14 protein-coding genes are annotated in these 14,038 nt (G+C 39.0%); 10 read left to right on the top strand and 4 right to left on the bottom strand.

The annotated features are described in order from the left end of the window. The first annotated feature begins 7 nt into the window (after positions 1–7). Positions 8–775: a class II glutamine amidotransferase gene (locus AACU95_RS06995; RefSeq protein ID WP_004244806.1), complete on the top strand. Its 768-nt coding sequence runs from the start codon at positions 8–10 to the stop codon at positions 773–775. On the opposite strand, the gene AACU95_RS06990 is transcribed toward AACU95_RS06995, so the two are convergent. Continuing rightward, positions 746–1,498 carry a L,D-transpeptidase family protein gene (locus AACU95_RS06990; protein WP_004252270.1) on the bottom strand — a complete coding sequence of 251 codons (753 nt, stop codon included), beginning with the start codon at positions 1,496–1,498 and terminating at the stop codon, positions 746–748. The genes AACU95_RS06995 and AACU95_RS06990 overlap by 30 nt on opposite strands. A 415-nt stretch (positions 1,499–1,913) precedes the next feature. Between AACU95_RS06990 and AACU95_RS06985 the strand changes: the two genes are divergently transcribed. The 8 genes from AACU95_RS06985 to nqrM all read left to right on the top strand — a co-directional run bounded on the left by AACU95_RS06985 (position 1,914) and on the right by nqrM (position 9,096). After that, entirely contained in the window at positions 1,914–3,254 is a 1,341-nt protein-coding gene (locus AACU95_RS06985) for a Na(+)-translocating NADH-quinone reductase subunit A (RefSeq protein ID WP_004247390.1), read from the top strand. 3 nt (positions 3,255–3,257) lie between these two features. Further along, the gene (locus AACU95_RS06980) at positions 3,258–4,496 is read left to right on the top strand and encodes an NADH:ubiquinone reductase (Na(+)-transporting) subunit B (protein WP_004244803.1); all 1,239 of its coding nucleotides are present in this window, start codon (positions 3,258–3,260) and stop codon (positions 4,494–4,496) included. Further along, entirely contained in the window at positions 4,489–5,274 is a 786-nt protein-coding gene (locus AACU95_RS06975; RefSeq protein WP_004244802.1) for a Na(+)-translocating NADH-quinone reductase subunit C, read from the top strand. Before AACU95_RS06980 ends, AACU95_RS06975 begins: the two co-directional genes overlap by 8 nt. Next, a complete protein-coding gene (locus AACU95_RS06970; protein WP_004244801.1) occupies positions 5,267–5,896 on the top strand; it encodes an NADH:ubiquinone reductase (Na(+)-transporting) subunit D in 630 nt (209 codons plus the stop codon). The genes AACU95_RS06975 and AACU95_RS06970 overlap by 8 nt, the downstream gene beginning before the upstream one ends. A 5-nt stretch (positions 5,897–5,901) precedes the next feature. Next, positions 5,902–6,498 (top strand): NADH:ubiquinone reductase (Na(+)-transporting) subunit E, encoded by a 597-nt coding sequence (gene nqrE, locus AACU95_RS06965; RefSeq protein ID WP_004244800.1) that lies wholly within the window; start codon positions 5,902–5,904, stop codon positions 6,496–6,498. Between the two features lie 16 nt (positions 6,499–6,514). Beyond that, positions 6,515–7,741 carry an NADH:ubiquinone reductase (Na(+)-transporting) subunit F gene (nqrF, locus tag AACU95_RS06960; RefSeq protein WP_004244799.1) on the top strand — a complete coding sequence of 409 codons (1,227 nt, stop codon included), beginning with the start codon at positions 6,515–6,517 and terminating at the stop codon, positions 7,739–7,741. An 85-nt stretch (positions 7,742–7,826) separates the two neighbouring features. After that, a complete protein-coding gene (locus AACU95_RS06955) occupies positions 7,827–8,849 on the top strand; it encodes an FAD:protein FMN transferase (protein WP_004244798.1) in 1,023 nt (340 codons plus the stop codon). A 19-nt stretch (positions 8,850–8,868) separates the two neighbouring features. After that, positions 8,869–9,096, top strand: a complete 228-nt coding sequence (gene nqrM / locus AACU95_RS06950; RefSeq protein ID WP_004244797.1) for a (Na+)-NQR maturation NqrM — start codon at positions 8,869–8,871, stop codon at positions 9,094–9,096. A 156-nt stretch (positions 9,097–9,252) separates the two neighbouring features. Here the strand turns inward: nqrM and AACU95_RS06945 are convergent, their stop codons facing one another. Beyond that, positions 9,253–9,465 (bottom strand): CsbD family protein, encoded by a 213-nt coding sequence (locus AACU95_RS06945; RefSeq protein ID WP_004244796.1) that lies wholly within the window; start codon positions 9,463–9,465, stop codon positions 9,253–9,255. Positions 9,466–9,558: 93 nt separating this feature from the next. After that, positions 9,559–10,431 (bottom strand): glycerophosphodiester phosphodiesterase family protein, encoded by an 873-nt coding sequence (locus tag AACU95_RS06940; RefSeq protein ID WP_004244795.1) that lies wholly within the window; start codon positions 10,429–10,431, stop codon positions 9,559–9,561. A 235-nt stretch (positions 10,432–10,666) separates the two neighbouring features. Here AACU95_RS06940 and dinB point away from each other — a divergent pair, with 235 nt between their 5' ends. Next, positions 10,667–11,722, top strand: a complete 1,056-nt coding sequence (dinB, locus tag AACU95_RS06935; RefSeq protein ID WP_004244794.1) for a DNA polymerase IV — start codon at positions 10,667–10,669, stop codon at positions 11,720–11,722. 76 nt (positions 11,723–11,798) lie between these two features. Here dinB and AACU95_RS06930 read toward each other — a convergent pair whose 3' ends face one another. Continuing rightward, the gene (locus AACU95_RS06930) at positions 11,799–13,961 is read right to left on the bottom strand and encodes a TonB-dependent siderophore receptor (RefSeq protein WP_049217177.1); all 2,163 of its coding nucleotides are present in this window, start codon (positions 13,959–13,961) and stop codon (positions 11,799–11,801) included. Positions 13,962–14,038 lie beyond the last annotated feature (77 nt).

The raw sequence follows: 14,038 nt of genomic DNA, 5'->3' as shown, positions 1-14,038 counted from the left end.
GCGGGCGATGTGTGAATTGTTGGGCATGAGTGCAAATGTACCCACTGATATCAATTTTAGTTTAAGTGGCCTCATTCCTCGTGGTGGTAAAACTGGCCCTCATAAAGACGGCTGGGGTATCACCTTTTATGAAGGATTAGGATGTCGTACATTTAAAGATCCACAAGCTAGTGCCGTTTCACCCGTCGCTCGTTTTGTACAAGAATACCCCATTAAATCACATGCTGTCATTGCGCATATTCGCCAAGCTAATCGAGGTAATGTCAGTTTAGAAAATACGCATCCTTTTACCCGTGAACTGTGGGGTAAAAATTGGACTTATGCTCATAATGGACAACTTAAAGGTTATCAATCACTGGATACAGGGCGTTTTAGAGCGGTAGGACAGACTGATAGTGAAAAAGCCTTTTGCTGGATATTAAATCAGCTTGAAAAGCGTTACCAGAGAACACCATCTAATTGGCCGGCGGTCTTTCGTTTCATTGCTATTTTAGCTGATCAATTGCGACAAAAAGGTGTGTTTAATATGTTGTTATCCGATGGCCGGTTTGTTATGGCATATTGTTCAACTAATTTACACTGGATAACCCGTAAAGCTCCTTTTGGTAAGGCCAAATTGCTGGATCAAGATATTGAAATTGATTTTCAGCAACACACTAAAGCGGATGATATTGTGTCGGTAATATCGACATTACCCTTAACAGGTAATGAATCTTGGCAAAAAATTCCTGTTGGTGAGTTTGTTTTATTTGATCGTGGGTTGCGAATTTTGTAACCATTTACTATCGATACTTTTAGCTAAATTTAATGTGGAAATAGCCTCACGATTATTCACCAAATAGCGACCGTTTTTTACACTAATCGATGGGATCTTTTTGTATTCTTCCACATATTGGTAAGCAGGTGCTAACTGTTGCCAAAAATCCATATTGGCAGAGTATTGGAATTTTTTCATATTTTCGGCTGTCATTTTAAAAGGGAAAATATGAATATTAATGCTCTGTTGGCCATTTTTCAGCGCAAGTTCGGCATATTGGTAGATTTCATCCATCACAGTATCGGTCATTGCGTAGCAACCCACTGATTTACAAGCACCGTGGATCATCAAGAAATCACCGGTATAACCTTGCTCTTGATCGTATTGATTAGGAAATCCTAGGTTAATTGCTCGATAAAACCGACTATTTGGGTTAAGCTGAGTTTGATTAACTTGATAAAAGCCTTCGGGACTTTTTAAATCACCTTGATATTTCTTCGGACCTAATCCTCCCGAATAGCTACAAATGGGATAAGTACGTATTTTCTCTAATTGTCCATCCTGTTTTTCTATATACAGTTCTAGTAAGTTTTCTTCTTTAAATATTTGAATATAGATGGGCTCTCCTGTACTTTTTTTAACAGGTTTGATAAGAAATTTTGAACTATTTTCAGCGTTAACAAATAATGAGGTTAATATTATTGTTAAAAATATGATTAATTGTTTTGCGTGACTGGTCATGGTTTTATCAAAAAAAAGGCTTAAAATTTGTTGATAAACTAGATTGTAGATTGCAATGAAGCAATCAATTTGTAAATTTAAATCTACTATGGTTTCTTTTCTATTACAAAATATTCTGTATAAAACTTAATCGTTGGTCGAGAAATGTGATATTTTAATTCGGTTTATGCGAATTGTTAACGTTTCAGTCAAAATAATATTCCCATTTGCTTGAGCTAAATCACTCGAATAGTCAGACAGGCTGAAACTGAGATGATAAAATTCAGATCGGCAGAATAAGAGAAAATAGTAACAATTATCGGAGATAAATAACTTAGGGTATCAAACTACCTTAAGGTGTTTTTATTACAGAGTCGCTACATTTTCGGGGTGAATTTGTAGCTTAGGGTTTAACTGATAAACTTGTGCAAATCTTATGATTAAAATTAAAAAAGGACTCGACCTCCCAATTGCAGGAGCGCCTGCCCAAGTGATAGAAGACGGACCCGCGATTCGACACGTAGCTTTGCTAGGTGAAGAATATGTCGGAATGCGTCCTTCTATGATGGTTTCGGAAGGTGAGCATGTTAAAAAAGGGCAGGTTCTTTTTGAAGATAAAAAGAACCCCGGTGTAATATTCACAAGCCCTGCGTGTGGTAAAGTTGTTGCCATTAACCGCGGTGAGCGCCGTGTACTTCAATCCGTTGTTATTGAAGTTGACGGCGATGAAGAAGTCACTTTCGACAGTTATGATAGCTCATCACTTTCAGAATTGACCCGTGAACAGGTAGAAACAAACCTAGTAAATTCAGGTTTATGGACAGCGTTAAGAACACGTCCATACAGTCGTTCCCCTAAATTAGGAACCACGCCGGTGGCAATTTTTGTCACTGCGATGGATACTAATCCATTAGCGGCAGATCCTACTGTGATCATTGAACAAAACGAGCAGGCTTTTAACGATGGTCTGATTGTTTTAAGTAAATTAACAGAGGGTAAGGTACATGTTTGTCATGGTGAAAAAGCACCGGCAAAACTCAATGATGGACAAATTAGCTATAACCAATTTGTTGGCCCTCATCCTGCGGGATTAGTGGGTACTCATATCCATTTCTTAGAGCCAGTCAGCGCGAAAAAAATGGTATGGCATCTTAACTACCAAGATGTTATTGCGATAGGGTATCTCTTTACTACCGGCTCTTTATATACCGAGCGTGTTGTTGCATTAGCGGGACCTCAAGTTAAAGCCCCTCGATTATTACGTACCTGTTTAGGTGCTGATCTTTATGAATTAACGAAAGATCAATTAGTCGATGGTGATAATCGTATTATTTCTGGCTCTATTTTATGGGGTTGGAAATCGGACGAAGCGCATCACTATTTAGGCCGTTTTCATAACCAAGTCTCTGTATTACGCGAAGGTCGTGAAAAAGAGTTATTTGGTTGGGGTTATCCAGGTACTAATAAATTCTCCATTACACGTACCACAATTGGTCACTTCTTAAAGAACAAACGTTTTGCATTTACAACCACAATGAATGGTGGTGAACGTTCAATGGTGCCAATTGGTAACTATGAGCGTGTTATGCCATTAGACATTATGGCAACACATTTGTTACGTGATTTGATTGTCGGTGATACTGACAGTGCTCAAGCATTAGGTTGTTTGGAATTGGACGAAGAAGATTTGGGACTATGCACTTATGTTTGTCCAAGCAAATATGAGTATGGCCCAGCACTGCGCCAAGTATTGACCAAAATTGAGCAGGAAGGGTAACTCATGGGGTTGAAAAATTTATTTGAAAAAGTAGAGCACCATTTTGAGCCCGGTGGTAAATACGCCAAGTGGTATGTACTCTATGAAGCGGTCACAACGGTTTTTTATACGCCGGGTACGGTGACACGTAATGGTTCGCATGTACGCGATACCATCGATCTAAAACGTATGATGATCCTTGTTTGGTTATCTGTTTTCCCAGCCATGTTCTGGGGAATGTATAACGTTGGTCAACAAGCGATCCCTGCTCTTAATCAGTTGTATAGTGGTGCTGAGTTACAGCAAGTGATTGCTTCTGATTGGCACTATGCACTTGCACAGTATTTAGGTGCATCATTGACACCAGATGCTGGGTGGGGAAGTAAAATGCTCCTTGGGGCAACTTACTTTTTACCTATCTATCTTGTTGTATTTGCGGTAGGTGGTTTCTGGGAAGTGTTATTTTCCCTTATTCGCGGACATGAAATTAACGAAGGTTTCTTTGTTACTTCTATTCTGTTTGCGTTAATTGTGCCACCCACATTACCATTATGGCAGGCTGCTTTAGGTATCACCTTTGGTGTCGTAATTGCAAAAGAGATTTTTGGTGGAACAGGACGTAACTTCTTAAACCCCGCATTAGCAGGGCGTGCTTTCCTCTTTTTTGCTTATCCGGCACAAATTTCAGGTGATCTTGTTTGGACTGCCGCTGATGGTTTCTCTGGTGCAACCCCTCTCTCTCAATGGTCTGTTTCTGGTCAAAGTGCATTGTTAAATAATGTCACTCAGCAGCCTATTTCTTGGATGGATGCATTCCTTGGAAATATCCCTGGTTCTATTGGTGAAGTCTCAACACTGATGATCCTAATTGGCGGCGCAATCATTTTATTTGCTCGTATCGCATCATGGCGCATTGTTGCCGGTGTGATGGTGGGTATGATTGCAATGTCATATCTGTTTAACTTGATTGGTTCTGACTCTAATCCATTATTCTCAATGCCTTGGCACTGGCACCTCGTATTAGGTGGCTTTGCATTTGGTATGATGTTTATGGCAACCGATCCGGTATCAGCTTCATTCACTGATAAAGGCAAATGGGCTTACGGTATTTTAATTGGCGTAATGGCTGTGCTAATCCGTGTCGTCAATCCGGCTTACCCAGAAGGAATGATGCTAGCAATCTTATTCGCCAACTTATTTGCACCGCTGTTTGACTATGTGGTTGTTCAGGCGAATATTAAGCGGAGAAAAGCTCGTGGCTAAAGAAAAAAACAAAGATAGCGTCGGAAGAACGTTCCTCGTTGTATTTATTCTATGTCTTGTTTGTTCCGTGGTAGTGGCTGGCTCTGCTGTTGGACTTAAATCTAAGCAAGAAGAGCAAAAGCTACTGGATAAACAACGTAATATTCTAGATGTTGCTGGTTTATTGGTGCCTAAGATGAGCGCCAGTGAAGTACTCAAAGTTTACGATACACGTATTAAAGCTAAGATTGTAAACTTCAAAACTGGCGAATTGACAGACAGTAAAGGCGACTTTGATTTAAATAGCGAACTACGTAGCGATGAAACTTCTATCGCACTATCACCTGAAGAAGATATTGCAAAAATTCGTCGTCGCGCCAATACCGCAGAAGTTTACTTTGTTCTTGATGATCAAGGTAAAACCCAAGAAGTGGTACTGCCCGTCTATGGTTCAGGCCTATGGTCGGTCATGTATGCCTTTGTTGCGGTAGATATTGATGGTGTAACAGCGAAGGGGATTACCTATTATTCTCATGGTGAAACGCCGGGGCTAGGTGGAGAAGTTGATAATCCGCAATGGAAGGCTCAGTGGAAAGGTAAACGCTTACTGAATGAAGAAGGTGTGCCTGCTATTAAAATCGTACGTGGCGGGGCATCAGATAGTCCTTATGGTATTGATGGCCTTTCAGGTGCAACCTTAACCTCTAACGGCGTTCAACATATGTTCGATTTTTGGTTAGGTGATAAAGGTTTCGGCCCATTCCTGAAAAAAGTTCGTGAAGGAGAGATCAATGGCTGATACAAAAGAGATCAAACGCGTTTTACTCGGGCCGTTGTTAGATAATAACCCGATTGCCTTACAGGTATTAGGGGTCTGTTCTGCATTAGCAGTAACAACCAAGCTTGAGACGGCATTAGTAATGACCATTGCGGTAACATTAGTGACGGCATTCTCAAACTTCTTTATTTCACTGATCCGCAACTATATCCCCAGCAGTGTACGTATTATTGTGCAAATGGCGATCATTGCTTCATTAGTAATTGTGGTAGACCAAGTTTTACAAGCGTACGCTTATGAAATATCTAAACAGCTTTCTGTTTTCGTTGGTCTTATCATTACTAACTGTATCGTGATGGGACGCGCTGAAGCCTATGCGATGAAGTCACCACCTATCGAAAGCTTTATGGATGGTATCGGTAATGGCCTAGGATATGGGGTTATCTTGATCCTTGTTGGATTTTTACGTGAGCTATTTGGTTCAGGTAAATTATTTGGCATTACGGTGATGGAATCTATCCAAAACGGCGGTTGGTATCAACCTAATGGCTTATTCCTATTAGCGCCAAGTGCTTTCTTTATTATTGGCTTGCTAATTTGGGGATTACGTACATTAAAACCTGCACAGGTTGAAGAGGACTAATTGCCATGGAACATTATATAAGCTTATTTGTTCGTGCTGTTTTTATTGAAAATATGGCACTGGCGTTCTTCTTAGGGATGTGTACTTTCCTTGCGGTATCTAAAAATGTAAAAACAGCATTTGGATTAGGTATTGCGGTAACCGTTGTTCTGGGGCTTTCTGTACCTTTGAATAACTTGGTTTACAACTATGTACTACGCGCAAATGCATTAATGGAAGGTGTTGATTTAAGTTTCTTAAACTTTATCACTTTCATTGGTGTGATTGCGGCTCTGGTACAGATCCTCGAGATGATTTTAGATCGCTACTTCCCTTCGCTATATAACGCATTGGGGATCTTCTTGCCACTGATCACTGTTAACTGCGCTATTTTTGGTGGTGTGTCCTTTATGGCACAACGTGACTATAACTTTAGTGAATCTATTGTATATGGTTTCGGCTCTGGAATTGGCTGGATGTTAGCTATCGTATTACTGGCTTCTATTCGCGAAAAAATGAAATACGCGGATGTACCGTCAGGTATGAAGGGATTAGGAGTTACTTTTGTCACCACAGGGTTGATGGCATTAGGTTTCATGTCCTTCTCTGGTGTTCAGCTATAAAGGGTGAGAAGAACTCATGGATATAATTATTCTAGGTGTTGCGATGTTTACCCTGATTGTATTGGTGCTAACTGCATTGATTTTGTTTGCAAAATCAAAGTTAGTCAATACAGGGGATATTGAAGTTGAGGTGAATGGAGATCCTGAAAAAAGTTTCCATGCGCCAGCCGGTGATAAATTACTCAACGTATTATCAAACGAAGGTATTTTTATCTCATCTGCATGTGGTGGTGGTGGCTCTTGTGGTCAATGCCGCGTAAAAGTGCTTGAAGGTGGTGGAGATATTCTTCCTACTGAGCTTTCTCATATTAATAAGCGTGAAGCTAAAGAAGGTTGCCGTTTAGCTTGTCAGGTTAACGTTAAAAATAATCTGAAATTAGAGCTACCCGAAGAGATCTTCGGGATTAAAAAATGGGAATGTGAAGTTATCTCAAATGATAACAAAGCCACGTTTATTAAAGAGTTGGTATTAAAAATTCCTGAAGGTGAAGTGGTACCTTTCCGTGCTGGGGGCTTTATTCAGATTGAATGTCCTCCTCACACAGTGCGCTATGAAGATTTTGATGTTCCTGAAGAGTATCGTGAAGATTGGGATAAATTTAATTTATTCCGCTATGTTTCTGAAGTTAAAGAGACCACAGTGCGTGCATACTCCATGGCGAACTACCCTGAAGAGCATGGCATTATCATGTTAAACGTGCGTATTGCGACACCGCCACCACGTAATCCTGATGTGCCACCGGGAATTATGTCATCTTATATCTGGTCATTAAAACCGGGTGATAAAGTGACAATTTCAGGGCCGTTTGGTGAATTCTTCGCGAAAGAAACTGATGCGGAAATGATCTTCATTGGTGGTGGTGCTGGTATGGCACCGATGCGTTCACATATTTTTGATCAGCTAAAACGCTTACATTCTAAACGTAAAATTAGCTTCTGGTATGGTGCTCGTTCTGTGCGTGAAATGTTCTATACAGAAGATTTTGATATGCTGGCTAAAGAGAATGAAAACTTTACTTGGCATGTTGCGCTGTCAGATGCATTACCGGAAGATAATTGGACGGGTTACACCGGCTTTATTCACAATGTGCTCTATGAAAACTACCTCAAAGATCATCCAGCACCAGAAGATTGTGAATTCTATATGTGTGGACCACCAGTGATGAATGCTGCGGTGATCAAAATGCTTAAAGATTTAGGCGTAGAAGATGAAAATATTATGCTGGATGACTTTGGTGGTTGATTTTTCTCATAAAGTAGATAAAGCATAACAGTATGAAATGACAAGCGCCCACTAATGTGGGCGCTCATGATCAGAAGAGAGATATATGTTAAAAAGAAAGATGATGCATGGGATCTTGATGCTATGTGCACTGGTTTTCTTATCAGCCTGTGGTGAAAAACAGCAGGTGTTAGAAGGCGAAACGATGGGAACTTACTATTCAATTAAATATGTTCCTAGTAGTGATTCACCTTCACAAAGCGTCTTACAAACAGAAATCGATCGTATTCTTGAAGAAGTGAACGATCAAATGTCAACGTATCGTCCTCAATCTGAATTAAGTCGTTTCAATCAAAGTCGTGAAATTAATACGCCATTCCCAGTTTCACCCGCTACTGCTAAAGTCGTTAGTGAAGCGATTCGTATTAATAAAATTACGGATGGGGCTTTAGATGTTACTGTTGGGCCTTTAGTCAATTTATGGGGATTTGGCCCTGAAGGACGTTTTACTCATCAACCTTCAGCCGATGAACTAGCTAAACGTAAAAAATGGACGGGAATTGATTACCTTGCAGTGGAAGGTAATACATTAATTAAAAAAATACCTGAGCTTTATGTTGATCTCTCTTCTATTGCTAAAGGTTACGGTGTTGATGCTGTTGCCGAATATTTGATTTCTCAAAATATTACCAATTATATGGTTGATATTGGTGGTGAGGTGAGAACACAAGGTGTTAATGGTAATGATAAACCTTGGCGCATTGCGATTGAAAAACCTGCTAATGATGGCACCACACAGAGCGTACAATTAATTATTGAACCGGGTGATAATTCGATTGCGACATCGGGGGATTATCGTAACTATTTTGAAGAAGATGGCGTCCGTTTTTCTCATACGATTGATCCTACAACAGGTCGCCCAATCAAACATAACCTTGCCTCTATTACCGTAATTGTACCTACTTGTATGAGTGCTGATGGTTTATCAACAGGGTTAAATGTTCTGGGGCCTGAAAAGGGCTTAGAGGTAGCAAATAAATTAAATATTCCTGTTTTTATGATAGTTAAAACTGAAAATGGGTTTGAAGAGCGTTATAGTAAGGCATTCGCCCCATTCTTGAAAAAGTAGAATTTAAGGAGAGAAGGTTATGTTAAAAATATTTCTTTTTGCCTTCATCTTGTTCTTACTGGCATTCTTTGGAATGGCTTTAGGATATATTGTTAAACGTAAAAGTATTCAGGGCAGTTGTGGTGGTTTAGGCTCTATTGGTATTGAGAAAGAGTGTGATTGTCCTGAACCTTGTGATGCTCGTAAAAAAAGAATGGCGAAAGAAGCTGCTCGCCAAGAGCTATTGCAAAAAAACCGCATCTTATAGTTTGGTTATCGATGCATTTTTTTGCTAACGATAGATTTATCAAGTAATAGCTAAAATAAAAGAGTGACGTATATTTTATACGCCACTCTTTTTTGTTTAGAAAAATCGCTTTCAGATAAGGATATTAAGCTTTTTAATACTGTGATTAAGTCGCTGCTACTTCCAAGGATAAGGGTTACTGCCTTCCCACTCTAATACTTCTTTTTTTGCCTCATCATAAGAATAGCCATAATGCTCTTGGAGTTTCCCTATCAGTTGCTCTCTGGTTCCTTCAATAATATCCAGTTCATCATGGGTGAGTTTTCCCCATTTTTCTTTCACTTTTCCTTTAAATAAATTCCAGTCACCAGAAGCTTTATTATTTAACATCTTATTCCACCTAACTTATTTCTGTTTATTGACACTATTAAGTGTAGAAGAGAAATGTATTAAGGTAAAAAAGCGCCAATGTCGCAACGATGTTTACTCTTTTCTGAATGCTTTTATTTTAGCTGGAGAATCAACCATAACTGCATCAGCACCTAATTCTACTGCTTGCAAATAATCTTTCTCAGTATTGATACCGAATAAAACGATATGCGCATTACCCCCCGCACGAAAACAAGACATCGCATCTTTGTCCCAACTTAATACAGCCGCTGAACGAGCTTCACCTAAGGTATATTTTTCAACCACCTCAACTTTTCTGTGCAGTTCAAGGCCATACCAACGTGTGATATCAAGATTTTCTGGCAGTAAACAGATATGCCCCATAGTAATATTGGCTAAGATATCGCGGGTAACATCACGACTTTCAAAGCGTTGTACGTTATCAGGTAACGCATCTAAAAAAGCACTATTGGTAGAATAAACACGCGTTCTCTCTAACGCATTATGTTTGCTTAATACCGAAGCTAATGCTTTGCCTTGTATAACGGGATCGGCATCAGGTGATTTTAAGTCAATATAGAATTGTGTTTTAGGAAATTGAGTCAGAATATACTCCAATGTCGGGATAGTAACTCCTTTATTGCGATATGGAAATTGTTGTGCTTCCCCATATTTATATCCTGCATCCCATTGCGCCAATTCTTTGGCAGTAAAGGTTGAAATTGCCCCTTGCCCATTAGTGAGGCTTTTTAGATCACTTGGACGATAAAGAACAGGGACATTATCTTTAGACAGTTGAACAGTTATCCAAATTGCATCAGCTTGATTGCTTAGTGCTGTTTTGATAGCAATTTCGGTATTTTCAGGTGCATCCGCTGTGCCACCTCTGTGTGCAATAATTTTAGGAGAAGCCATAACAAATACTGAGTAAAAGAGGAATGAAATTGCAATAAATATTTTGATCATATAACTCTATTTCCTTGTTTTATATTTTATTTTCAAATAATTACGATAAAAATAAAAAGAGCAGAATAAGTTAAAAGTAATCTATCATTACTGTGTGACATTTCTATAAACAAACGTACTTAATTAAAATAATAATCACTAATATCACTTAAAATAGGTATAGATCAGGGAATAAAAATTGTAGTTAATGGTTATTTACTGTATATTTAAACAGTAAATAGCGTGAGGTGATTGTATGCGGAAAATTATTCATGTCGATATGGATTGTTTCTATGCTGCGATTGAAATGAGAGATAACCCTACATTAAAAGAGATCCCTATCGCAGTCGGTGGTAATGCTTCTCGTCGAGGTGTTATCTGTACTGCTAATTATCCTGCTCGCCGTTTTGGTGTCCGTAGTGCCATGTCAACGGCTACGGCATTAAAATTATGCCCTCATTTAAAAGTATTGCCCGGTCGCATGGCATTATATAAAGAGACTTCAGCTAAAATTCGTCAAATATTTGCCCGTTATACAGATTTAATAGAGCCGCTTTCATTAGATGAAGCTTATCTTGATGTCTCTGATAGTAAACACTGTCACGGCTCTGCCACATTGATAGCGCAACAGATCCGCCAGCAAATTTTTGCTGAACTTAACCTCACGGCTTCCGCCGGTATTGCACCGATTAAGTTTCTCGCCAAAATAGCATCTGATTTAAATAAACCGAATGGACAATATGTGATCACCCCTGAACAGATGGATGACTTTATTTTAAAATTACCATTAAATAAAATTCCGGGAGTAGGAAAAGTCACCTTTGCTCGATTACAAGAGATGGGATTAGAAACCTGTGCTGATGTTCGTGGTACGGATGTTATTTCCTTAGTGAGAAATCTAGGTAAATTTGGGCAAAGCTTATGGGAGCGTAGCCATGGTATTGATGAGCGATTAATCAATCCTGAACGTTTAAGAAAATCTGTTGGTGTTGAGCGCACACTGGCTGAAGATATTGATTCATGGGATGAGTGTTTAGCATTGCTTGATGGATTATATGATGAATTAGAAAAACGATTAAGCCGAGTGAAACCTGATCTTAGAATTGCGAGACAAGGGGTTAAATTAAAATTTGATGATTTTCAGTTAACCACCCAAGAGCATTCTCATCCTATTTTAGAAAAAACGGATTTAATTGATATTGCTTATCAGGCATGGCATGAACGTCGAAATGGCAGGGGAGTAAGATTAGTCGGTTTTCATGTCACGTTGCAAGATCCACAAATGGAACGACAACTTCTTTTAGCATTATAAGTATTAAAAAACCATAGCGAGCATCAAGGCGCACTATGGTTAATGTATTTAAATATACTTTTTAATTAATAGATGATCACCAGCGGTAATTTATCGTTGCTGTCATGGTTCTGCCAATGCCATAAAAACAGGCAGTTTCACCCGCACAAGAGGCAACATAGTGTTTGTTGGCAATATTATTCATATTTAGTTGAACTTCAGCCCCTTTTAAAGAGGAGGATAATTCGCCTAAAGAATAACCTACCATGGCATCATACAAAGTGACTGCAGGTACACTAATCGTATTTTTAGTATCGCCTTGAGATACACCGATATATCTCACACCAAAGCCCGCTTTAGCACCATTAAATAGCCCTGATGTTTCATCATACTGCCCCCAAAATGATGCCATATGTTTAGGAACCCGTGGTAATTCTTTTCCTTGTGTACCTGCGGTGATGGTTTTTCTCACTTCAGTATCGGTATAAGCATAGCTACTAATAAATGATATATTTTCAGTTAATTGGCTATTAATTTGCGCTTCAATACCACGGCTTCTAATTTCACCTACTGGCTCAAAATAGGCTTTTTCGGCGTTATAGTTAGTCACATTACGTTGTTGTAATTGGTAAATGGAGAGTGTTGCTAATGTCTGTTCATTTGGGGTGAGGTATTTTATTCCTGCTTCTAATTGACGTCCTTCACTTGGCTCAAATGGTGCACTACCCGGAGCTCTTCGTGTCTGTAAATTAGGTTCAAAAGAGGTGCTATAACTAATATAAGGTGAAATACCATTATCAAAGGCATAGAGTAGACCCACTCGACCGGTTAGCTTCTGGTCGTCTTGTTGGTCTTTGCTGTTTTTGATGTGATCATAGGTACGAACTTGCGCCCAATCTTGGCGTAATCCCCCTAATAAGATCCAGTTTTTCCATTGGATCTGATCTTGCAAATAGATCCCTAACTGGTCGTGTTTTTGTAATTGATTTGTCACCGCTTTTTGTAAACTGATATCAATAGGATAATGATAATTAGGATTTCGCCAATCCAGATCATATTCTGGGCCCATCGCTTGCAATAAATTGTCTTTATTTTTACTCCATTGATAATCAATACCTATAATTACTGTATGCGCTAATTTTTCAGTATCAAAATCAGCTTGTAGTCGAGTATCAATACCAAATGTATCTGTTTCTCGTTTTTCCTGTTGAGCTCGGCGTTCCAGAATATAAGGGTTATCTTTTCTTAATGAACCAAAAACAAGATATTTATATTTTTGTTTGATATGGCTATAACGGGCATTTTGGATCAATTTTAATCTATCATTAAATTCATGTTCAAATTCATAACCAACGCCATATTGTTGACGCCATGATTGGTGATAATCAGCATTATTTACATTGAAATCAAATGGAATGGTGCCTTCGGGTGTTTTTTTGACCGTACCATAAGCTGGCAAAAAATTACGGTATCCCGCTTCGGGCTCTTGTTGAATAAAACTTAATAACGTTAAACGTGTCTGCTCATTTGGCAAAAAAGTGATGGCAGGGGCAAGGGCAAATCGTTCTTCTTTATAGTCTTTAATTTGAGTATGTTGTGTTTTTGCTAATCCATTAAGGCGATAGAGAATACGATTATCATCACTTAATGAGCCTGCAAAATCAAAAGCTGTCTCTGCTAATTTATCATTTCCTACACGTGCTTGAATATGATTAATGGTTGTTGAAGTGGGTCTTTTGCTGGTCATTGCCACAAGACCACCTGGATTTAATTGACCATATAGAACAGAAGACGGGCCACGGATCAGCTCAACTCTCTCTAATAGCCAAGGGTCAATAGCTCCTGTAGAAGATGAGGCTCCCATACCATAACTAAGTCCATCAAGAAAACGGGGGGCATAGCTATATCCACGAATAAAGATTTCATCATTTCGGTTTGAACTGCCGCGATATTCAGTGAAAACGCCAGGTGTATACCGCAATGCTTGAGAGACAGAACTGACATCTTGCGCATCCATCTGGTCACGTGTAATGACACTGATTGATTGTGGTGTCTTATCTATATCACTAAGTATTTTATTTGTTGATAGTGTTTTTGTTGCCACTAAACCTGAAATTGGTCCTTGCGGATCTTGTGAGGGGGATGCGGTAACAATGATTTTATCAGGTGAATTTTGTGTCATTGCGGCATGAATTTGTAACGATAACAGACTGAAGGGGAGAGTAAGTAATAGGTTGGTAGCAATAATTTTTTTAGACACTGTTGATCCCTTTAAATTTTTAATTTTTCTTTACCTAAAATGCGGTAATGGTGAAAATACCATTATGTAAATATTAA

It is taken from the genome of Proteus sp. G4415 (genome assembly GCF_963896075.1).
In the GTDB taxonomy this organism is placed as follows: Bacteria; Pseudomonadota; Gammaproteobacteria; order Enterobacterales; family Enterobacteriaceae; genus Proteus; species Proteus mirabilis.
This window is presented reverse-complemented; position numbering and strand designations above follow the sequence as displayed.